Raw genomic sequence first — 19,731 nt, 5'->3', positions numbered from 1 at the left:
ATGCCGATCCGGTCTTGGACAGGCATCGCCGACCGTTCCTAACGTGGCCTGCGCCACGCGCTGGACCCACCGGCGCCCGTCCGACGCGAGGACCACCGTGAGCCTGATGTCCCCGGCCGACCTGGCCCCCCAGCTGGCCTCCGGCCTGCTGTCCTTCCCGGTCACCCACTTCGACGCCGACCTCGCCTTCGACGAGGCGCGCTACCGGGAGCACCTGTCCTGGCTGTCCGGGTTCGAGGTCGCCGGGCTCTTCGCGGCCGGCGGCACCGGCGAGGGCTTCTCGCTCACCGGCGCCGAGGTCGACCGGGTCGTCCGGGCCGCCGTCGCCGAGGTGGACGGCGCCGTCCCGGTGCTCGCCCCGGCCACCGGCGGCACCGCGACAGCCGTGGAGATGGCCAAGGCCGCGGCCGACGCCGGCGCCTCCGGCCTGCTGCTCATGCCGCCCTACCTGACCGAGGCCAGCCAGGACGGCCTGGTCGACCACATCACCGCCGTCTGCTCGGCCACCGACCTCGGCGTCGTCGTCTACAGCCGGGCCAACGCCGTGCTCGACGACGTCGCCGTCGCGCAGGCCGCGGACCGCAACCCCACGATGATCGGCCTCAAGGACGGCGTCGGGGACATCGAGCGGATGACCCGGACCTACGCCCGGGTCGGCGACCGGCTGGTCTACGTCGGCGGCCTGCCGACGGCGGAGACCTTCGCGCTGCCGCTGCTGGAGCTGGGCGTGAGCACGTACTCCTCGGCGGTCTTCAACTTCGTGCCGCAGTTCGCCACCGAGTTCTTCGCCGCCGTGCGCGCCAAGGACCGGGCCGCGGTCTACGCCAAGCTCAACGACTTCGTGCTGCCCTACCTGGACATCAGGGACCGCAAGAAGGGCTACGCGGTGTCCATCATCAAGGCCGGGCTCACCGCCGTGGGCCGCGACGGCGGCCGGGTCCGCCCGCCGCTGACCGACCTCACCGAGGCCGAGCTCGCCGACCTCACCGTGCTCATCGACAAGGTGTCCTGATGACCTCCACCCAGACCCTGACCGGCTCCTCGATCATCGCCGGGGAGACCGTCGCCGGTGACGCCGGCACGCTGCGCGCGATCGACCCGGCGACCGGGGAGACCCTGGAGCCGGCCTACTCGCTGCTGGCGCCGGCCGAGGTCGAGCGGGCCACCCGGGCCGCCGCCGAGGCCGCCCCGGCCTACGCCGCGCTGTCCCCGGCCCGCCGCGCGGCCTTCCTGCGCACCGTCGCCGACCGGGTCGAGGCCCTCGGGGAGACCCTGGTCGCCCGCGCCGTCGCCGAGTCCGGCCTCCCCGTGGGTCGGCTGACCGGCGAGCTGGGCCGCACCACCGGCCAGCTGCGGCTGATGGCCACCGTCGTCGAGCAGGGCGACCACCTGCAGGCCCGGATCGACCCCGCGCTGCCCGACCGCACCCCGCTGCCCCGCCCGGACCTGCGCCAGGTGCACGTGCCGCTGGGCCCGGTCGCCGTCTTCGGCGCCAGCAACTTCCCGCTCGCCTTCTCCACCGCCGGCGGCGACACCGCGGCCGCCCTGGCCGCCGGGTGCCCCGTCGTCGTCAAGGCGCACAACGCGCACCCCGGTGCCGCCGAGCTCGTCGGGCGCGCCGTCACCGAGGCCGTCGCCGAGCACGGCCTGCCGGCCGGCGTCTTCTCCCTGCTCTACGGCGGTGGCAACGAGATCGGCCAGGCGCTGGTCAGCGACCCGCGGATCACCGCCGTCGGGTTCACCGGCTCCCGCGGGGGCGGGCTCGCGCTGGTCGCGGCCGCCGCCGCCCGGCCGGTGCCGATCCCGGTCTACGCCGAGATGTCCTCGATCAACCCGGTGCTGGTCATGCCCGGCGGCCTGTCCGACCCGGCAGCGCTGGCCGCGGGCTACGTCGGCTCGCTGACCCTGGGTGCCGGCCAGTTCTGCACCAACCCGGGCCTGCTGCTGCTGCCCACCGGCCCGGACGGCGACGCCTTCCTGGCCGCGGCCGGCGAGCTGGTCGGCGCGGCCACCGGCCAGACCATGCTCACCCCGGGCATCGCCGAGGCCTACCGGACCGGCGCGCAGGCGCTGGCCGCCGCGGGAGCCGAGCCGGTCGCCGAGGGCACTCCGGGCTCCGGCCCGCACGCCCCCGCCCCGGCCGTCTACGCCACCACCACCGCCGACCTGGCCGCCCGCCCCGAGCTGCAGGCCGAGGTCTTCGGCGCGCTGGGCCTGGTCGTCCGCTACAGCTCCACCGACGAGCTGCTCACCGCGGTCGGGGACCTCGAGGGCCAGCTCACCGCCACCGTGCACGCCGGCGCCGGCGACACCGAGGCGCTGGCCCCGGTGCTGCCGCTGCTGGCCACCAAGGTCGGCCGGGTGCTGTTCGGCGGCTGGCCCACCGGCGTCGAGGTCAGCCACGCGATGGTGCACGGCGGCCCGTTCCCGGCGACGTCGGACGGCCGCTCCACCTCCGTCGGCACGCTGGCCGTGCACCGCTTCCAGCGGCCGGTCTGCTTCCAGGACGCCCCCGACGAGGTGCTCCCGCCGTCCCTGCAGCGGGCCAACCCGTGGGGCCTGTCCCGCCGCGTCGACGGCGTCGTCCGCCGTCCCGAGGAGCAGTGATGGTCTCCCCCACGATCGCTCGGGTGCAGGTCGTCCCGGTCGCCGGGCGGGACAGCATGCTGCTGAACCTCTCCGGCGCGCACGGCCCGTTCTTCACCCGCAACATCGCCGTGGTCACCGACTCCGAGGGCCGGCAGGGCGTCGGCGAGGTCCCCGGTGGCGAGGCGATCGCGACCACGATCACCGACGCCGCCGAGTTCCTGGTCGGCCAGCCGGTCGCCCGGTTGGGCAGCCTGCTCGCGCAGGTGTCGCGGGCCTTCGCCGCCCGGGACGCCGGCGGCCGCGGCCTGCAGACCTTCGACCTGCGGACGACGGTGCACGCCGTCACCGCGCTGGAGTCGGCGCTGCTGGACCTGCTGGGCCAACACCTGGGCGTGCCGGTGGCCGAGCTGCTCGGCGAGGGCCAGCAGCGGGACTCCGTGCCGATGCTGGGCTACCTGTTCTACGTCGGGGACCGCACCGCCACCGACCTGCCCTACCTGGTCGAGGACTCCCCGGCCGACGACTGGGAGCGGCTGCGCCGCGAGCCCGCCCTCACCCCCGACGCCGTCGTGGCCCTGGCCGAGGCAGCCCGGGCCCGCTACGGGTTCACCGACTTCAAGCTCAAGGGCGGGGTGCTCGCCGGGGCCGAGGAGGTCGCCGCCGTCACCGCGCTGGCCGAGCGGTTCCCCGACGCCCGGATCACCCTGGACCCCAACGGCGGCTGGCTGCTGTCCGAGGCCGTCGAGCTGTGCCGCGACCTGCACGGCGTCCTCGCCTACGCCGAGGACCCGGTGGGCGCCGAGGGCGGCTTCTCCGGCCGCGAGGTGATGGCCGAGTTCCGCCGCCGCACCGGCCTGCCCACGGCCACCAACATGGTGGCCACCGACTGGCGGCAGATGGCACACGCCGTCCGCTCGGCCGCCGTGGACATCCCGCTGGCCGACCCGCACTTCTGGACGATGCGCGGCTCGGTCCGGGTCGCCCAGCTGTGCGACGACTTCGGGCTGACCTGGGGCTCGCACAGCAACAACCACTTCGACGTCTCGCTGGCCATGTTCACCCACGTCGGCGCGGCCGCCCCGGGCACCATCACCGCCCTGGACACGCACTGGATCTGGCAGGACGGGCAGCCGCTCACCACCGACCCGCTGCAGATCCGCGGCGGCGCGATCGCCGTCCCCAGCACCCCGGGCCTGGGCGTCACCCTCGACGAGGACGCCGTGGCCGCCGCGCACGAGCTGTACCTGGAGCACGGCCTGGGCGCCCGGGACGACGCGGTCGCCATGCAGCACCTGCTCCCGGGGTGGCAGTTCGACCCCAAGCGCCCCGCCCTCGTCCGATGACCGTCCTGGAGACCCCGATGACCGTCCCGACCACCTCCCCCGTGCTGGACCGGATCGCCTCGGTGACGCTGAGCTCGGTGACGCTGCCGCTGGCCACCCCGATCAGCGACGCCAAGGTGTTCACCGGCCGGCAGAAGCCGATGACCGAGGTCGTCTTCCTCTTCGCCGAGATCACCACCGTGAACGGCTTCGAGGGCATCGGCTTCGGCTACTCCAAGCGCGCCGGCGGCCCCGCCCAGTTCGCCCACGCCAAGGAGATCGCCGACGTCCTCATCGGTGAGGACCCCAACGACATCTCCCGGCTGTGGACCAAGCTGGTCTGGGCCGGTGCCTCGGTGGGCCGCAGCGGCGCCTCCACCCAGGCCATCGCGGCCATGGACATCGCGCTGTGGGACCTCAAGGCCAAGCGTGCCGGCCTGCCGCTGGCCAAGCTGCTGGGCGCCCACCGGGACTCGGTGCGCTGCTACAACACCTCCGGCGGCTTCCTGCACGAGACGATCGAGCAGGTCTGCGACAACGCCACCGCGACGCTCGAGGCCGGCATCGGCGCCATCAAGATCAAGGTGGGCCTGCCGGACTCCAAGGAGGACGTCCGCCGGGTCTCCCGGCTGCGCGCGCACCTCGGGGACGACGTCCCGATCATGGTGGACGCCAACCAGCAGTGGGACCGGCCGACGGCGATCCGGGTCAGCCGGGCGCTGGAGGAGTTCGACCTGGTCTGGATCGAGGAGCCGCTGGACGCCTACGACGCCGAGGGCCACGCCCAACTCGCCCGCGCGCTGGACACCTCCATCGCGACCGGGGAGATGCTGACCAGCGTCGCCGAGCACGCCGAGCTGATCCGGCACGGCGCGGTCGACGTCATCCAGCCCGACGCCCCCCGCATCGGCGGCATCACCCAGTTCCTCAAGCTGGCGACCCTCGCCGAGACCCACCACCTCACCCTGGCGCCGCACTTCGCCATGGAGATCCACGCGCACCTGGCCGCGGCCTACCCGATCGAGCCCTGGGTCGAGCACTTCGACTGGCTGACCCCGCTCTTCCACGAGCACCTGGAGACCGCCGGCGGCCGGATGTACCTCTCCGACCGCCCCGGCCTCGGCGTCACCCCCACCGACCAGCTCCGCGCCTGGACGACGGCCAAGGCCACCATCACCGCCTGACCCCCACCCGCCCGCCCGCCCGCCCGCCCACCCGCACACCCCCGCCCGCCGGTGATCATGGGGTTGGTGCACGCCGACACGCCGTCGCCCGGCGTGTCGGCGGGGCGACTCCCATGATCACCGCCGGAGGAGGTCGGCCAGCGGGGAGCTCGCGCGCCAGCCGGCGGCGAAGCCCTCCAGGGCATCGGCCATGCCGGGCAGCTCACCGGCCAGCGGCAGGACGGCCAGCAGCTGCAGGGCGCGGCCGCGCTCGGCCACCTGCAGGGCGCGCTCGTCCAGCGGGCGCAGGCCCAGCCGGGCGGCCTCGGCGTCGTAGCCGGCCCGCACGCCGGCGGGCACGGAGGCCAGGTCCCACTCGGGCGGCCCGTGGCCGACGTGCTCGAAGTCCGAGCTGAGCAGCGCGGACGGCGTGGCGATCACGTTGTAGAACGGCGCGTCCCCGTGCACCGGTTGCGCCGGCGCGTCCGGGAAGGCCGCCGCCCAGGCAGCCGGCTCGGTCGCCAGGGGCGCCAGCAGGTCCCACTCCCCCTGCGCCCGGACGACGTCCTCGGCGGTCAGCCAGGCGGGCCGGTCCGCCACGAGCTGCCCCAGCGCGTCGGGCACCGACTCGTCCAGCGGGACCAGCCAGTCCAGCTCCACCGGGCAGTCGGCCAGCGCGGCGTGCAGCCGGGCGACGAGGGCCCCGCTCTCGGTCTCGGGCACCTCCCGGTCGGTCTGCTCCACCCACCGCCACAGGGTCAGTGCCTGTCCGTCGGCGACCAGCGGCTCCGGGTGCGCCGGGACGACGACGGGGAAGCCGCGGCCGGCCAGCCACGCGGTCACCGCGAGCTCGGCGCGCATCTGCCGCAGCCGGGCGGGCAGGTCCGCGCGCACGGTGCGCGGCAGGACCGTGGGCACCCGGGCCACCACCGGCTCGGGCGCCAGGTGGACGACGACCGAGAACGCCTCGTAGAGCACCGCCGGGTCGGCGCCGGTCACCCCGACCGAGAGGGCTGCGTCGACGGCCGCGGCCACGGCCGCCTCCCGCCGGGTACCGCCGGGGCCAAGGGGGCTGCTCATGGGCCCGGACCCTCCCACCTGCACCCCGCCCTCCGCACCCGGTTTCCACCCCCACCCGCCCCCCCACCCGCCGGCACCTCAGCCGGTGATCACGGGGTTGGTGCACGCGGACACGCCGTCGTCCGGCGTGTCACCGTTCCCAACTCCATGATCACCGCGCAGCGGGGCCGGCGGGCGGGCCGGCGGGCCGGCCGGCGGGGTCAGGGCAGGGTGCGGAGCCAGTCGGCGATCGCGCGGCCCATGTCGTCCGGGGAGTCCTCCGGGACGAAGTGGCTGCCGGGGACCGTGACCTCGGTCAGCGCCGGCCACCGGCGGACGGTCTCGCGCTGGCGGCCGACCAGGATCGAGCCGGGGTCGGCGTTGACGAACAGCTTGGGGACGTCGGAGTGCCCCAGCCACTGGCCGTAGTGGTCCACGACGTCGTGCACGTCCGGTGGCACGTGCTCGATCGGGATCTGCCGCGGCCACTCCAGGGTGGGCCAGCGGTCCTCGCGCTCGCGGAAGGGCGCCCGGTAGCGCTCGTGCGCCTCCGGGGACAGCCCGCGCAGCACCGAGCCCGGCAGGATGCGCTCGACGAAGGTGTTGCGGTCCAGCACCAGGTCCTCGCCCCTGTCCGAGCGCATGCCCTGGAAGACGCCCTTGGCGTCCCGCGGCCAGTCCGCCCACAGCAGCGGCGTCACGATGGCCTCGGTGAAGGCGATCGCACGGACCCGGTCGGCGTGCCGGGCCGCCCAGTGGAAGCCCAGCGCCGAGCCCCAGTCGTGCAGCACGAGGGTGACCCGGTCGCCGATCTGGATCTCCTCGAGGAGGTCGTCCAGGTACCCGGCGTGGGTCTGGAAGGAGTAGGTGCCGCGCTCGGGGTCGGGCAGCTTGGCCGACTCGCCCATGCCGATCAGGTCCGGGGCGACGCAGCGGCCCAGCCCGGACAGGTGCGGGATGACGTTGCGCCACAGGTAGGACGACGTGGGGTTGCCGTGCAGGAAGAGGACCGTGTCCCCCTCGCCGGTGTCGACGTAGGCCATCTCCTGCTCCCGGACGCGCACGCGCGAGCGGGGGAACGGGTCGTCCGCAGAGGGGAACACGTCCCCGATCCTCACCCCGGTGGACGGGATCCGCGAGAGGGCTTGACCCTGACGCGGCGTCAGGCGGTTGCATCGTCGTCGTCGGAGGAGGAGAGGCATGAGCCACACGGTGGGAGAGCTGGCCCGGCTGGCCGGCGTCACGGTGCGCACGCTGCACCACTACGACCGGATCGGGCTGCTCACGCCGTCCGGACGGACGGCGGCGGGCTACCGGGTCTACGACGTCACCGACGTCGACCGGCTCCAGCAGAAAGAGGACCCGCCTGCCCCCCACGACTCGCGAGCTCGCCGCGGGACCCTGCAGGCGGGCCGGCACGGCCTCGTCCCGGGGCCCGCCGCGAGCTTGCTCGTGGTGGGGAGGACGAGGTCCTCTTACAGATGGTGGCGGCCGTCAAGAAGGAGATGGAGGCACGGCAGATGGGGATCCCGCTGACCCCGCAGGAGCGCTTCGAGGTGTTCGGGGACTGGTTGCCCGAGCAGTACGAGGCCGAGGCGCAGGAGCGCTGGGGCGACACCGACGCCTGGGCGCAGTCGAAGACCCGGCAGCAGTCGATGACCAAGCAGGACTGGCTCGACGTCAAGGCCGAGACCGACGACCTGGAGGCCCGGTTCGCCGCGGCCCTGGCCGACGGCGCCCCGGCCGACGGCGAGCGGGCGATGGACCTGGCCGAGGAGCACCGCGGCCAGATCACCCGGCGCTGGTACGACTGCCCGCCCGAGCTGCACGCCGGCCTGGGCGCGATGTACGTCCAGGACGAGCGGTTCACCGCGTACTACGAGCGGATCGCGCCGGGCCTTGCCCAGTACGTGAGCGCGGCCGTCGTCGCGAACGCCGACCGGCAGGGCTGAGCACCAGGGCTGAGCGGGCAGGGCTGAGCGGGCAGGGCTGAGTCTCACCGCCCGACCCGGGTGAGAGGGTCGGGCGGTGAGCCGTCTCGGGGAGGTGCTGGTCCCGCGGCGGCTGGGCACCCGGTTCCGCTGGCTGCTGGCGTCGTCCTGGTCGTCCAACCTGGGCGACGGGATCGCACTGGCCGCCGGGCCGTTGCTGGTGGCCTCGCTGACCGAGGACGCGTTGCTGGTCGCGCTGGCGGCGACCGTGCAGTGGCTGCCGCCGCTGCTGTTCGGGCTGCTGGCCGGGGCGGTCACCGACCGGCTGGACCGGCGGCTGATCGTGGTGACCGTCGACCTGGCCCGGGCCGTGGTGCTCACCGTGCTGACCCTGGCGCTGACCACCGACGCCGTCCCGATCGCCGCCGTCCTGGGCGTGCTCCTCCTGCTGGGGACGGCGGAGGTCTTCGCCGACAACAGCTCGTCCACGCTGCTGCCGATGCTGGTGGACCGGGACGACCTGGCGGTGGCCAACGCACGGCTGCAGACCGGGTTCATCACGGTCAACCAGCTGGCCGGGCCGCCGTTGGGCGCCGCGCTGTTCGCCGTGGGCGCCGCCTGGGCGTTCGGCGTGCAGGCCGTCGTGGTGGCGCTCGGCGCGGTGCTGGTGTCCCGGGTGGTGGTGCCCCGGACGCCGCGGGAGGGGCCGCCGTCCCGGCTGCGGGCCGACATCGCCGAGGGCGCCCGCTGGGTCCGGCACCACGCCGCCGTCCGCACGCTGGTGCTGACCATCACCGTGTTCAACCTGACCTTCGGCGCGGCCTGGTCGGTGCTGGTCCTCTACGCCACCGAGCAGCTGCGGTTGGGTCCGATCGGCTTCGGGCTGGTCACCGCGGTCAGCGCAGCGGGCGGCCTCATCGGCGTGCTGGCCTACGGGTGGATCACCCGTAGGGTCCGGCTGGGCGACCTGCTGCGGGTCGGCCTGGTGGTCGAGACCCTCACCCACCTGGCGCTCGCGCTGACCCGCAGCCCCGCCGTCGCGCTGCCGGTGTTCTTCGTCTTCGGCGTGCACGCCTTCGTCTGGGGGACGACGTCGGTGACCGTGCGGCAGCGCGCCGTCCCGCAGCCGCTGCAGGGCCGGGTGGGCAGCGTGAACCTGGTCGGCACGTTCGGCGGGCTGGTGGTCGGCTCGGGCATCGGCGGCCTGCTGGCCCGGGAGTGGGGCGTCACCGCGCCGTTCTGGTTCGCCTTCGCCGGGTCCGCGGTGTTCGTGGTGCTGATCTGGTCCCAGCTGCGGCACGTCGCGCACGCCGACGAGCAGCCCGCCTGACCGGGCCGGGAGGTCAGACGCGCAGGGGGCCGGCCACGGTGAGCCGGTCGTGCTCGACCAGCCAGCGCACCGACTCCAGCACCGCCCCTGCCGGACCGTGGGCCGGCGCGTAGCCCAGCCGGGCCCGGGACTTCTCGATGCTCAGCACGTGGCTGCGGTGCAGGTGGCCCCAACTGGCCTCCGCCGCCTCGGGGGTGGTCCCGGCGCGGAACTCCTCCCAGGTGACCTGCTCCAGGACGGCCTGCCGGCCGAACCACCCCGCGGCCAGCTCGGCGTAGCCCCGCACGGTGAGGGCGGTGGCGGCCACCGCGTGGAAGTCCTCACCGGCGGCGGCGTCACGCTGGGCGAGGGCGAGCTCGAAGAGCTGGGCCACGTCGTCGGCGTGCACGTGGTGCATCGCCTCCGCACCGCTGCCGGGCACCCGCAGCGGGCGCCCCTGGGACAGCGCCAGCCAGACGTCGGGGTCCAGGTTGCCCAGCGGCCCGATCGGCGCCCAGCCCGGGCCCACGATGTGCCCGGGGTGGATCGAGGTGGTCGGCAGCCCACCGGCGGCCGTCTCCGCACGCAGCAGCTGGGCGATCGCCTCCTTGGCGATGCCGTACTCGTCGCTGGGCGCCGTGCCCGCGCCCTCCACTATCGGCAGCTCGAGGCTGGGCCCGTAGCGCCACAGCGACCCGCAGTGCAGCAGGTGCGCCACCCGGCCGCGCAGGGCATCGACCAGCGCCTGCGCGGACTCGACGGTGAAGCACACCAGGTCGACCACGGCGTCGGGGCGCTGCGCGAGCACGGTGGCCCCGAACACCCCGGCGGCGTCCTGCTGCTCACGGTCGGCGACGACCCGCTCGACCGAGGCCCACTCGGGAGCGTCCTGGTAGGTGCTGCCGGTGCCCCGGCTGATGCTCACCACCTCGTGCCCGGCCCGGACCAGCCGGGGCACCAGGTGGGTGCCGATGTGACCGGTCCCGCCGACGACGACGACGCGCACAGGGTGCCTGCTCTCCGGAGACGGGGGACGACGGGGCCACGGTAGGCGTGACCCCCGGCGGCTGCGCCCCCCGCCGGGGGAACGCCGCTGGCGGCGCTGCATCCTGGGCCGGTGAGGCGGGTGGTGGGCCTGCTGCGCCGGCCGTGGGTGCAGCGTGGCGTCCGGGCAGCGGTGGCAGCGGGGCTGGCCTGGCAGATCGCGGTGCTGCTGCCCCCGACGCTGTCGGACTACGCCTACTACGCCCCGCTCGGCGCCGTCATCGCCGTGCACCCCACCGTGGCGGACTCCGCGTCCGCGGCCTGGCGCACGGTCGCCGCGATGTTCCTGGGCTTCGGGCTGGCCGTCGGCGTCTACGAGGTCACCCGGGGCGTGCCGAACGCCCTGACCATCGCGCTGATCGTCGCGATCGCGATCGCCGTCGAGCAGTGGCGGCTGCTGCGCGAGCAGGCCAGCTGGGTCAGCTTCGCCGCCGTCCTGATGATCACCGTGGGCACCGACGACCCGGCGTCCTACGTGCTGCGCTACGGCGGGCTGACCCTGCTGGGCGCCGCGGTCGGGGTCGCCGTCACCACGGTGCTCTTCCCGCCGATGCTGCTCACCCGGGCCGTCGAGCAGCTGGTCGTCACCCGGGCGCTGGTCGCCGCGCACCTGGAGGACGTCGCCGCGGCCCTGCGGCTGGGCGGCACCCCCGAACCGGCCGAGTGGGAGCGACGCGGGGAGGCCCTCGACGTCGCACTGGACCGGCTGCGCCGGGAGGAGCAGCAGGTCGAGCGGGCCCGCAAGGCCAACCCGCGGGCGCGCCGCTGGCAGGGCCGGGCGACCAGCATCCGGGAGCAGTCCCGTGCACTGGACCGGGTCGCCGTCCTCATCGACGACCTGACCACGCTGGTGGTGGAGTTCCAACCGCACCGCCGCGGCCTGGACCGGGTCGACGACGGCACCGGATGGGTGCTGGCCGACGCCCTCGAGGGCCTGGCCGGCGTCGTCCGGACGCCCTACCACCGGGGCGCGGAGCACGACGCCCGGGACGACGCCATCGCCGCCGCCCTCGGCGCGCTGGACCGGCTCACCCACCTGCTGCGCGCCTCCGCCGTGCCCGACGACGAGGGCTTCTTCGCCCTCGGCGCGGTGACCGTCGGGGTGCGGCGCTCGCTGCAGGCCCTCGAGGCCCGGGTGCGGCACCCCCCGGCGGGGGCATCATCGGTGGGGTGACCACCGTGCAGAGCCCCGGCATGACCATCGGCGAGGCCGCCGCCCGGCTGGGGCTGACCACGCACACGCTGCGCTACTACGAGTCCGAGCAGCTGCTGCTGGGCTCACCGGGACGCACCGCGGCCGGCCGGCGGCGCTACGACGAGGACGACGTGCGCTGGATCGAGATGGTGCAGCGGCTGCGGGCCACCGGGATGCCGGTCCGGGCGATCCGGGCCTACGCCGAGTTGTGCCGGGCCGGAGCCGGCAACGAGGACCAGCGGCTGGCCGTCCTGGAGGCCCACCGGGACGAGGTCCGGCGGCACCTGGCCGAGGTCACCGACCACCTGGACGCCATCAACCACAAGATCGCCGGGTACCGCACCGTCTGGGGCTGACCGCCCCGGCTTGACGTCGAGTGCACTCGAAGTCCGACGCTGGACCCATGACCGACTTCCCCACCCGCACCCTCGGCACCGCCGACGCCGCCCTGACCGTGTCCGCCCTGGGCCTGGGCTGCATGGGCATGAGCGAGTTCTACGGCGCCGGCGACGAGCAGGAGTCCCTGGCCACCATCGCGGCCGCCCTGGACTCCGGCGTCACCTTCCTGGACACCGCCGACATGTACGGCCCCTTCACCAACGAGCAGCTCGTCGGGCGGGCGATCGCCGGCCGTCGCGACGAGGTGCAGCTGGCGACCAAGTTCGGCAACGAGCGCCGTCCCGACGGCACCCGCGGCATCAACGGGCGCCCCGACTACGTCCGCTCCGCCTGCGACGCCAGCCTCGCCCGGCTGGGCGTGGACCACATCGACCTCTACTACCAGCACCGGGTGGACACCACGGTCCCCGTCGAGGACACCTGGGGCGCCATGGCCGAGCTGGTGGCCGCCGGCAAGGTGCGCCACCTGGGCATCAGCGAGGCCGCCCCGGACACCATCCGCACGGCGCACGCCGTGCACCCGGTCACCGCACTGCAGACCGAGTGGTCGTTGTGGACCCGCGACGTCGAGGAGGACGGCGTGCTGGCCACCGTCCGCGAGCTGGGCATCGGCTTCGTGCCCTACTCCCCGCTGGGCCGCGGCTTCCTCTCCGGGGCGATCCGCAGCGTCGACGACCTGGCGCCCGACGACTTCCGGCGGGCCAACCCGCGCTTCCAGGGCGAGGCGTTCACCGCGAACCTCGAGCTCGTCGACCGGGTCCGCGAGCTGGCGGAGGCCAAGCAGGTCACCGCCGGGCAGGTGGCGCTGGCCTGGCTGCTGGCCCAGGGCGAGGACGTCGTCCCGATCCCGGGCACCAAGCGGCGCTCCTACCTGGCCGAGAACTCCGCCGCGGTGCAGGTCGAGCTCACGCCCGAGGAGCTGACCACCCTGGAGCAGGTGCTCCCGGTCGGCGCCTCGGTCGGCGACCGCTACCCCGACATGTCCTCGGTCCGCCGCTGACCCACGGGTCCCGGGGCCGCGTGGCCCCGGGACCCCGGTCACACCCGGACCAGCAGCTCCCCGTGCAGCATGCCCAGCCAGCCGTCGTCGGCCGCGGCCCAGCGCAGCCACGCCGCCGCGACGTCGTCCAGCTCGGCCGGGGTGGCCAGGCCGTAGGCCACCGCCTGCTCCGCGAACGCGGACGCGGTCGCCCGGCCGGCCCACGAGGTGCCCCACCACTCCCGCTCGGCGTCCGAGGCGTAGCAGTAGGTGGACGCCGAGGCGGTGACGTCGCGCAGCCCGGCCGCGTGCGCCCAGGCGCGCAGCCGCCGGCCGGCGTCGGGCTCGGCGCCGTTGCGGCGGGCCACCCGGCGGTAGAGGTCCAGCCAGCGGTCCAGGCCCTCGTCGGCCGGGAACCAGGTGGTCGCGGCGTAGTCGACCTCCCGGACGGCGACCAGCCCGCCGGGCCGGGCCACCCGGGCCATCTCGCGCAGCGCGGCGACCGGGTCGGTGAGGTGCTGCAGCACCTGGTGGGCGTGCACCACGTCGACGGAGTCGTCGGGCAGGTCCAGGGCGTAGACGTCGCCGACGGCGAAGGTGACGTCCTCGCCGTCGACCAGCGCCCGGGCCTCGTCCAGCGGCGCCTCGGCGACGTCGAGGCCCAGCACGCGACCGGGGGCGACCCGGCGGGCCAGGTCGACGGTGATCGTGCCCGGCCCGCAGCCGACGTCGAGGACGCCGAGCCCGGGGCGCAGGTGCGGCAGCAGGTACCCGGCGGAGTTCTCCACGGTGCGCCAGCGGTGGGACTGCAGGACGGCGTCGGCATGGCCGTGGGTGTAGGTGTCCACGCCGACAGCCTGCACCCGCCGTCCCATTCTGTGAAACACCTGTCTCACTGTGCGGGAAGCAGCACCGTCCGCAGCTCGTGTGCGCCATCGGCCCGGGTGGCCTCGTAGAACCAGCGCTGGGTCCCGTCGGCCAGCACCACGACGTCGGCGTAGCGCAGCCCGTGCGGGGCGTGCGGGCTCTGCAGCAACGGCTCGGCGCCGACCGCGGTCCAGCCGGCCCCGCCCACCTGCGCCAGACCGGTGCGCTCCTCCCAGTTCTCCGCGGCACTCGCCCGGCCGTCGTACAGCGCCCAGGTCCGGCCACCCTCGACCCACACCGTCGCCGGGCGCACCCCGCGGGCGTCCCAGAGACCGGGACGCCCGGCCAGCGCCGTGCCCTGCCAGGTCCAGTCGACGCCATCGGGGCTGGTGGCGTGCTCGACGGTCATCCGGTCGGTGGCGTCGGGGTCGTCGAGCGGGTGCACCGAGGCCCACAGGTGCCAGCGGACCCCGTCGTGCCGTACGACGGGGTCCTTGACGGCCGAGCCGGCGTCGCCGGGCAGCACGGTCCGGGACGGCGCGGTGGCCAGGCCCGCCACCGTGTCGGCCTCCACCAGGTCGACCCGCCAGTGCTTCGTGCCCGGGGTCGCGCAGCTGACGTAGGCCCGCCACCGGCCCTCCGGGGTGTGCACCAGGCAGGGCCGCTCCAGCGACTCCGCGCCGAAGGCGTCCTTGCCCAGCGCGGCGACCGGCTCGAAGCGCACGCCGTCCGCCGACCGGGACAGGACGTTGGCGAACCCGCGCCCCTCCCCCACCGGGCGACGGAGCCGGGAGGCCAGCCACCACACGCCGTCCACGTGCTGGACCGAGGGGCCGCCGGCCCACGACCCCGGCCGCGGGTCCTCGGGCACGGCCACCACCTGCGCCTCGCCCCAGAAGCGGTCCAGCCGGTCAGGGGTCCAGCTCGTCATGCCCGGAGCCTGTCAGCCGGGCTCACGGGGTCGCCGTGCGGGACCGGAAGTCCCCACGTCCGGTGTCACCCCGCCAGTCCTCGAAGGACTCCCCCAGCAGCTCCTCCAGCAGCGCGATGTCGGGCAGCAGCGGCGCCAGCACCGCCCGCCGGACGTCGACCGGCAGCGGTGGTCGCGGGGTGCGGCCGGCGTGCAGCGCGGCCAGCAGCGGCCGGGAGGCCTGCCGCCAGACCTGCGGCGGGAGGCCGGCGCCCAGTGCGGCCCCGGTCCGGGCGACGCGGGACAGCGCCCGGTGGCGCCGGGAGTCGGCGACGTGCGGCTTGACGTTCTCCGCCGGCACCGCGTGGGCCAGCCCCGGCGCCACCCCGAGGAAGCCGGCCACCAGGTCCAGGGTGTCGGCCGGGGCCGACACGACCTGGCGGTACCGCAGCACCAGCACCTGCTCCCGCGGCAGCAGGGTGAGCAGGTCGCGCAGCTGCTCCCCGTAGCGACCGAGCCCGCGGTAGTGCCAGAAGGGGGCCCAGCCGGCCGCGACCCGCTGCTGCTCCAGCTCGACCGCCCGCCCGAAGTCCGGCTCGGGCTCCAGGCCGTCCGCGCGCAGGTGCACCCAGTTGGAGTACGCCCGGTCGACCGGGTCCCGGACGACCGCGACCACCCGCACCCCGGGGACGTCTGCCACCAGGCGCCGCTGTGCCGCCCGGTCGTGGAGGTAGAACGGGGTGCTCTCGCCCCGGACCGCGCCGGCGGGTGCACCGTCGAAGAGCGCGAGGTACCGGTCGCGGCGCCAGACCCACTCCTGCGCGCTGTGCGCGTCGCCGGGGCCGCGCTGCCCGGACCGCGGCGGCGGGCGCCCGTCGGTCAGGTAGAACTTCGGCTCCTTGACCGGGGACAGGAACAGCCCCGGGTGGGTGGCCAACGCGGCGTGCAGGGCCGTCGTCCCGGCCTTCGGGGCGCCGGCGATGACGAAGTCGGGCAGCCGGTCGGCGTCGGGGCGTCGGGGGGCACGTGCCGGGTCGTCCACGCCGGTGTTCCTACCAGCCGCCGGATCTCGTCTCCACACCAACCCGATCAGAGTGGTGAGGATTGCCCCACGACGGGATCCGCGGCCGGCTCCACGACCGGGGCACCCGAGCGGCGGTCGCCGTCGACCCGCACCGAGGCGCGGTCCCGTCCGGCCCGCTTGGCGTCGTACAGCGCCGCGTCCGCCGCGGCGTACAGCTCGATGCGGCCACCCCGGTCGGTCGCCGCCGCACCGATGCTCAGGGTCAGCCCGACCAGCAGGCCCTCGCCGGTCCGCAGCGGGGACGCGCGCAGCTGACGGACCAGCGCGTCGGCCCGTTCCGCCGCCACCTCGGCGGTGCAGTCGACGAGCAGCACCCCGAGCTCGTCACCACCCAGCCTGCCCACGACCCCACCGGACCGCCGGACGCCGGCCGACACCAGCTCGGCGACGTGCCGGAGCGCGGCATCCCCGACGGGGTGGCCGTGGGTGTCGTTGACGGCCTTGAAGTGGTCCACGTCCACCAGCAGCAGTCCGGTCGGCCCCGCCGTCCCGAGCAGCGCACGGTCCACGCCGTCCTCGAAGGCCTGCCGGGCCAGCACCCCGGTGAGCCCGTCGTACCGGGCCTCGCGCTCCAGCCGGGACACCAGCAGCTCCTGGGCGTCGGCCCCCCGGACCAGGAGGCCGTGGACCAGGACCAGCACGCCGCCGACGAACAGCACGTCGACCACGCTCAGCGCGACATCGCCGTGCAGCTGCCAGGCGACCCGCACGGCGACCAGGACGGCCTGCGCGGTCACCAACCGGGCGACGCCAGCCCCCAGCGCGTGGGAGGAGAACACCACGAGCAGGAACAGCAACGGGACGGCCAGCAGGACGACCTGAGGGTAGAAGGGCGGGAGCAGCCCGATCACCGGGGTCACGACGAGGACCAGCCCGGCCCACGTGCCCGACGGCAGGCGCACCGACCAGCGGGCGACCGCGGCGCAGGTGGCCACCTGCGCCGCCAGGGCCACGAGCTGGACGGTGGCGTTGGACCGCGCGGGACCCAGGGCGACCAGCAGGCCGACGTGCAGCGCGACGCCGGCCAGCAGCAACGCCAGGCCCAGCCGGGTCGCCGCCGGGGCGTCCCGGGGCGCCCAGCCGCTGCGTGCGGCCTCTCGTCGTCCCATGGCGGTTGCCTCGGCAGTCGACCCCCCGGTCCTGAGACCCGCGGACGCGGCCCTCACCCCGGCGGGTGGCACGTAGACGCAGCTCACGCGTGGGGTCGCTTCCGTTCCGGCTCTCCCATGGGACAGTGTCCGTGCACGCTTAAAGCTGTAACCCCGCAGTCGAGAAGCCGGCTGCTCGAGAGGAGAACCGTGTCCGTGTACCTGGAGGAGGACCTCGACCGCCAGCCGGTCGACGCACCGACCACCCGCCCGCGCAGCCCCGGGCGCCCGCTGGACCCGGTGCTGACCGACCGGCTCCGGGAGCGGGCGGCCACCCTGCTGATCGAGCGCGGGTCGGCGGGTCTCACCGCCAACCTGCTCGCCGCGCACACCCGCGCGGGCAAGGCCGGCATCTACCGGCGCTGGCCGGACATGCGGGCCCTGGAGGCCGAGCTCATGGAGCGGGCCGAGCTCCTCCCCCGGCCCGACACCGACACCCCGCCACCGCTCGCCGTCCGCGCCCTGGCCGAGTCCTGGACCCAGCCGCCGACCCGCTCGGCCCAGGTCGCCGCCGCACTGCTGGGCCGCGCCTCCCTGGACCCCACGCTGCGGCGGGCCCTGCACGGCCACCTGCACGACGACCTGGACGCGTGGTGGACGGGCCTGGGCGGCGTCCCGGCCGAGGACGCCACGGTGCTCCACCTGGCCCGCGCGCTGCTGGTGGCGCACTGGGTCTCCGGCCCGCTGGACCGCGAGGTCACCGCGACGTTCGTGCACCTGGCGCTGCGCGCCCTCGAGGACCGCGGACGGGTGACCGGCGTGGCCGCCGACCCGTCCCGATGACCCGACTCGTGCCGGCACCCGACGGGTTGGCGGCAGCCGGCTCCGGCGCCGACGACCTCGCCGGGGCGCTCGCGCGCCTGCAGCAGGCACGGGGCCGGGGCGAGCAGCTGGTCCACGTCACCGTCGAGGGACGGGCCGGGGACCTCGGCCCCCGGGTCGCCCGGCTGCGTCGGGACCTGCTGCAGCTGGGCCACCGGACCGCCGACGCCGCAGTCGTCGACGACGTCGCCGTGCTCACCGTGCAGCCGGCCGACACGCGACCGGCGCGCTGGCCGCTCTAGGCGCCGCCCGCTGCGCCGGGGGTCACGTCGACCCCCGGCGCACGACCTCCAGCGTGTCGGTGCCCGGAGGGTCCAGGTGCAGCGGAGCCCCCTCGACGGCGGCGACGAGGGCGGCCGCGATGGGCTCCACCCGGGCGGCGACGTCGACGCGCACCGTGGACAGCGTCGGCCGCGACATCCTGCCCACCGCGTGGTCGTAGGCACCGATGACGGCCAGACGCTCAGGGACGGCCACCCCCAGCCGCGCCGCGGCCGCCACCAGGGCGAAGGCGACCTCGTCGTTCCAGGCGGCGACGGCGGTCATGTCCGGCTCGTCCGCCAACCAGGCCGCGAGTGCGGCGTCGGGGTCCTCGGGGTCGAGGGACCGCAGCGAGGACCCGCCGCCGGCCGCGGTGGCCCGCGAGTGCAGCGCCTCGACCCGTCCACCGGAGACCGCCTCGACCCGCGGGTCGGCAGGCAGGGCCAGTCCCAGGCACCGGTGCCCCAGGCCCAGGAGGTGCTCGGCCTGGGCGTGTCCGATGGACTGGTCGCCGATCCCCACCTCCCAGGGGCCACGGGGGGCAACCGGGCTCAGTGCGAGAGCGACCTGGATGCCGGCGGCCCGCATCGCCGTGACGTCCTCGTCGCCGAGGGGGCCGAAGGCCAGCACGGCGTCGGGGGTCAGCGTCCGCCACACCTCGCGCAGGGGGAGCGTGCCCGGGTCCAGCGGGTGCACCACCAGCGTCCGGCCCCGCCGGCCCAGCGCGATGCCCAGTTCGGCGAAGAAGGTGGCGTACATGTGGCTGTACCGCACGGCGGGCAGGACCCCGAGGACCACGTCGGACCGCCCGGTGCGGAGCGCGCGTGCGGCCGGTGACGCCCGGTAGCTCAGCGCTGCGGCGGCCTCCATCACCCGGCGGCGGGTCACCTCCGGGATGGTCTGGTGCGGGACGTCGTTGAGCACGTAGCTCACCGTGGCCCGGGAGACCCCGGCCAGGCGGGCCACGTCGGAGCTGGTCGCCCGGCGGGGGCGCTCGGGTACTCGCGTCGTCACGACCCAAGATTTCCACATCCGGCGAGCATCGGGGCCGCAATGGGCCCGCGCCACGACACGGATCACCCGGCACCATTCTTTACGGGACCGTCCGGGGCCCCTCCTCGACCTGGGTCAACGTCGTTTGCTCACAGCATTCACTGACACGTTTCGGCTCAATCGAGCTGGCGGTCCGCCGAAGCCATCCGTGCACGGCATCGATGCCACGCCCGCACGACCTCGTCGAACCCACGGCGAGCCCACCCGAGGAGCACCCGTGTTCACTGTCCGTTCCCGCACGCCCGTCACCACCGCGTCCGCCTCCCAGGCGGAGGCCGACGTCGATGCGGTGACGTCGGTGGTGTCGGCGTTGGCGGGTGTCTCGTCCAGCCAGGAGGCGGTGCGGGCTGCGTTGTCCGCTGTCCGTGAGGGGTTCGGGTGGGCCTACGGGTCGCACTGGACCCTCGATCCGGCCGATGGGCTGTTGCACTTCTCCTCGGAGTCGGGGTCGGTGAGCGAGGAGTTCGCGCGGGTCACGGCGACCGCGACGTTCGCCCGGGGTGTGGGTCTGTCGGGGCGCGCGTGGGCCACGGCCGACCTGGTGTTCGTGCCGGACCTGGGGCAGGTGCGCGACTACCTGGGTCAGGTGCGCGACT

At 75.3% G+C, this 19,731-nt stretch carries 20 protein-coding genes and 1 pseudogene; 13 read left to right on the top strand and 8 right to left on the bottom strand.

Annotated features, from left to right (window positions below):
• Positions 1-106: 106 nt before the first annotated feature.
• From kdgD to ASG41_RS05930, 4 genes are read left to right on the top strand one after another with little or no spacing between them, the layout of a single operon-like run.
• On the top strand, positions 107-1,012 hold the full coding sequence (gene kdgD, locus ASG41_RS05945) for a 5-dehydro-4-deoxyglucarate dehydratase (RefSeq protein ID WP_235564543.1): 906 nt from the start codon (positions 107-109) through the stop codon (positions 1,010-1,012).
• Positions 1,012-2,607 (top strand): aldehyde dehydrogenase (NADP(+)), encoded by a 1,596-nt coding sequence (locus ASG41_RS05940; protein ID WP_056291293.1) that lies wholly within the window; start codon positions 1,012-1,014, stop codon positions 2,605-2,607. The genes kdgD and ASG41_RS05940 overlap by 1 nt, the downstream gene beginning before the upstream one ends.
• Positions 2,607-3,932, top strand: coding sequence for an enolase C-terminal domain-like protein (locus tag ASG41_RS05935; protein ID WP_056291291.1), 1,326 nt, complete (start codon positions 2,607-2,609; stop codon positions 3,930-3,932). Before ASG41_RS05940 ends, ASG41_RS05935 begins: the two co-directional genes overlap by 1 nt.
• Positions 3,929-5,095 carry a mandelate racemase/muconate lactonizing enzyme family protein gene (locus ASG41_RS05930; RefSeq protein ID WP_056291289.1) on the top strand — a complete coding sequence of 389 codons (1,167 nt, stop codon included), beginning with the start codon at positions 3,929-3,931 and terminating at the stop codon, positions 5,093-5,095. Before ASG41_RS05935 ends, ASG41_RS05930 begins: the two co-directional genes overlap by 4 nt.
• Positions 5,096-5,212: 117 nt before the next feature.
• Here the strand turns inward: ASG41_RS05930 and ASG41_RS05925 are convergent, their stop codons facing one another.
• Both ASG41_RS05925 and ASG41_RS05920 read right to left on the bottom strand, forming a co-directional pair.
• Positions 5,213-6,154 carry a phosphotransferase gene (locus tag ASG41_RS05925; RefSeq protein ID WP_157519084.1) on the bottom strand — a complete coding sequence of 314 codons (942 nt, stop codon included), beginning with the start codon at positions 6,152-6,154 and terminating at the stop codon, positions 5,213-5,215.
• Between the two features lie 200 nt (positions 6,155-6,354).
• The gene (locus tag ASG41_RS05920) at positions 6,355-7,236 is read right to left on the bottom strand and encodes a haloalkane dehalogenase (protein ID WP_056291285.1); all 882 of its coding nucleotides are present in this window, start codon (positions 7,234-7,236) and stop codon (positions 6,355-6,357) included.
• 97 nt (positions 7,237-7,333) lie between these two features.
• Between ASG41_RS05920 and ASG41_RS24565 the strand changes: the two genes are divergently transcribed.
• The 3 genes from ASG41_RS24565 to ASG41_RS05910 all read left to right on the top strand — a co-directional run bounded on the left by ASG41_RS24565 (position 7,334) and on the right by ASG41_RS05910 (position 9,394).
• Complete coding sequence (locus ASG41_RS24565) at positions 7,334-7,669, top strand: MerR family transcriptional regulator (RefSeq protein WP_235564540.1); 336 nt, start codon at positions 7,334-7,336, stop codon at positions 7,667-7,669.
• On the top strand, positions 7,615-8,085 hold the full coding sequence (locus ASG41_RS24145) for a TipAS antibiotic-recognition domain-containing protein (protein WP_200938748.1): 471 nt from the start codon (positions 7,615-7,617) through the stop codon (positions 8,083-8,085). The genes ASG41_RS24565 and ASG41_RS24145 overlap by 55 nt, the downstream gene beginning before the upstream one ends.
• Positions 8,086-8,161: 76 nt before the next feature.
• Positions 8,162-9,394 (top strand): MFS transporter, encoded by a 1,233-nt coding sequence (locus ASG41_RS05910; protein ID WP_056291282.1) that lies wholly within the window; start codon positions 8,162-8,164, stop codon positions 9,392-9,394.
• A gap of 13 nt (positions 9,395-9,407) precedes the next feature.
• Here the strand turns inward: ASG41_RS05910 and ASG41_RS05905 are convergent, their stop codons facing one another.
• The gene (locus ASG41_RS05905; protein WP_056291279.1) at positions 9,408-10,379 is read right to left on the bottom strand and encodes an NAD(P)-dependent oxidoreductase; all 972 of its coding nucleotides are present in this window, start codon (positions 10,377-10,379) and stop codon (positions 9,408-9,410) included.
• Between the two features lie 111 nt (positions 10,380-10,490).
• Between ASG41_RS05905 and ASG41_RS05900 the strand changes: the two genes are divergently transcribed.
• Genes ASG41_RS05900 through ASG41_RS05890 form a run of 3 tightly spaced genes read left to right on the top strand, consistent with a single transcriptional unit; the run spans position 10,491 to position 13,011 of the window.
• Entirely contained in the window at positions 10,491-11,591 is a 1,101-nt protein-coding gene (locus ASG41_RS05900) for an aromatic acid exporter family protein (RefSeq protein WP_082556628.1), read from the top strand.
• A complete protein-coding gene (locus tag ASG41_RS05895; protein WP_200938747.1) occupies positions 11,588-11,968 on the top strand; it encodes a MerR family transcriptional regulator in 381 nt (126 codons plus the stop codon). The genes ASG41_RS05900 and ASG41_RS05895 overlap by 4 nt, the downstream gene beginning before the upstream one ends.
• 47 nt (positions 11,969-12,015) lie before the next feature.
• On the top strand, positions 12,016-13,011 hold the full coding sequence (locus ASG41_RS05890; protein ID WP_056291275.1) for an aldo/keto reductase: 996 nt from the start codon (positions 12,016-12,018) through the stop codon (positions 13,009-13,011).
• Between the two features lie 38 nt (positions 13,012-13,049).
• On the opposite strand, the gene ASG41_RS05885 is transcribed toward ASG41_RS05890, so the two are convergent.
• The 4 genes from ASG41_RS05885 to ASG41_RS05870 are packed head-to-tail and all read right to left on the bottom strand — an operon-like array spanning position 13,050 to position 16,960.
• On the bottom strand, positions 13,050-13,838 hold the full coding sequence (locus ASG41_RS05885; protein WP_235564539.1) for a methyltransferase domain-containing protein: 789 nt from the start codon (positions 13,836-13,838) through the stop codon (positions 13,050-13,052).
• A 44-nt stretch (positions 13,839-13,882) separates the two neighbouring features.
• Positions 13,883-14,788 (bottom strand): hypothetical protein, encoded by a 906-nt coding sequence (locus ASG41_RS05880; RefSeq protein ID WP_056291272.1) that lies wholly within the window; start codon positions 14,786-14,788, stop codon positions 13,883-13,885.
• Positions 14,789-14,810: 22 nt separating this feature from the next.
• Complete coding sequence (locus ASG41_RS05875; RefSeq protein ID WP_235564538.1) at positions 14,811-15,809, bottom strand: sulfotransferase; 999 nt, start codon at positions 15,807-15,809, stop codon at positions 14,811-14,813.
• A gap of 47 nt (positions 15,810-15,856) precedes the next feature.
• On the bottom strand, positions 15,857-16,960 hold the full coding sequence (locus tag ASG41_RS05870) for a diguanylate cyclase (RefSeq protein ID WP_056291269.1): 1,104 nt from the start codon (positions 16,958-16,960) through the stop codon (positions 15,857-15,859).
• A gap of 189 nt (positions 16,961-17,149) precedes the next feature.
• Here ASG41_RS05870 and ASG41_RS05865 point away from each other — a divergent pair, with 189 nt between their 5' ends.
• Positions 17,150-17,782 carry a TetR/AcrR family transcriptional regulator gene (locus tag ASG41_RS05865; protein ID WP_056291267.1) on the top strand — a complete coding sequence of 211 codons (633 nt, stop codon included), beginning with the start codon at positions 17,150-17,152 and terminating at the stop codon, positions 17,780-17,782.
• Positions 17,779-18,063: a hypothetical protein gene (locus ASG41_RS05860; RefSeq protein WP_235564537.1), complete on the top strand. Its 285-nt coding sequence runs from the start codon at positions 17,779-17,781 to the stop codon at positions 18,061-18,063. Before ASG41_RS05865 ends, ASG41_RS05860 begins: the two co-directional genes overlap by 4 nt.
• Positions 18,064-18,085: 22 nt before the next feature.
• Here the strand turns inward: ASG41_RS05860 and ASG41_RS05855 are convergent, their stop codons facing one another.
• On the bottom strand, positions 18,086-19,096 hold the full coding sequence (locus tag ASG41_RS05855; protein WP_162245533.1) for a LacI family DNA-binding transcriptional regulator: 1,011 nt from the start codon (positions 19,094-19,096) through the stop codon (positions 18,086-18,088).
• A gap of 256 nt (positions 19,097-19,352) precedes the next feature.
• On the opposite strand from ASG41_RS05855, the pseudogene ASG41_RS05850 reads away from it, so the two are divergent.
• Positions 19,353-19,731: pseudogene (locus tag ASG41_RS05850) on the top strand (chemotaxis protein); the annotation flags it as partial.

The organism is Modestobacter sp. Leaf380, assembly GCF_001424485.1.
Lineage (GTDB): Bacteria > Actinomycetota > Actinomycetes > Mycobacteriales > Geodermatophilaceae > Klenkia.
This window is presented reverse-complemented; position numbering and strand designations above follow the sequence as displayed.

Excerpts from the sequence above, each read along its gene's own strand:
- ASG41_RS05925 (WP_157519084.1), bottom strand. The coding sequence starts at position 6,154 with ATGAGCAGCCCCCTTGGCCCCGGCGGTACCCGGCGGGAGGCGGCCGTG.
- ASG41_RS24145 (WP_200938748.1), top strand. The coding sequence starts at position 7,615 with ATGGTGGCGGCCGTCAAGAAGGAGATGGAGGCACGGCAGATGGGGATC.
- ASG41_RS05880 (WP_056291272.1), bottom strand. The coding sequence starts at position 14,788 with ATGACGAGCTGGACCCCTGACCGGCTGGACCGCTTCTGGGGCGAGGCG.
- ASG41_RS05890 (WP_056291275.1), top strand. The coding sequence starts at position 12,016 with ATGACCGACTTCCCCACCCGCACCCTCGGCACCGCCGACGCCGCCCTG.
- ASG41_RS05930 (WP_056291289.1), top strand. The coding sequence starts at position 3,929 with ATGACCGTCCTGGAGACCCCGATGACCGTCCCGACCACCTCCCCCGTG.
- ASG41_RS05860 (WP_235564537.1), top strand. The coding sequence starts at position 17,779 with ATGACCCGACTCGTGCCGGCACCCGACGGGTTGGCGGCAGCCGGCTCC.
- ASG41_RS05940 (WP_056291293.1), top strand. The coding sequence starts at position 1,012 with ATGACCTCCACCCAGACCCTGACCGGCTCCTCGATCATCGCCGGGGAG.
- kdgD (WP_235564543.1), top strand. The coding sequence starts at position 107 with ATGTCCCCGGCCGACCTGGCCCCCCAGCTGGCCTCCGGCCTGCTGTCC.
- ASG41_RS05935 (WP_056291291.1), top strand. The coding sequence starts at position 2,607 with ATGGTCTCCCCCACGATCGCTCGGGTGCAGGTCGTCCCGGTCGCCGGG.
- ASG41_RS05870 (WP_056291269.1), bottom strand. The coding sequence starts at position 16,960 with ATGGGACGACGAGAGGCCGCACGCAGCGGCTGGGCGCCCCGGGACGCC.
- ASG41_RS24565 (WP_235564540.1), top strand. The coding sequence starts at position 7,334 with ATGAGCCACACGGTGGGAGAGCTGGCCCGGCTGGCCGGCGTCACGGTG.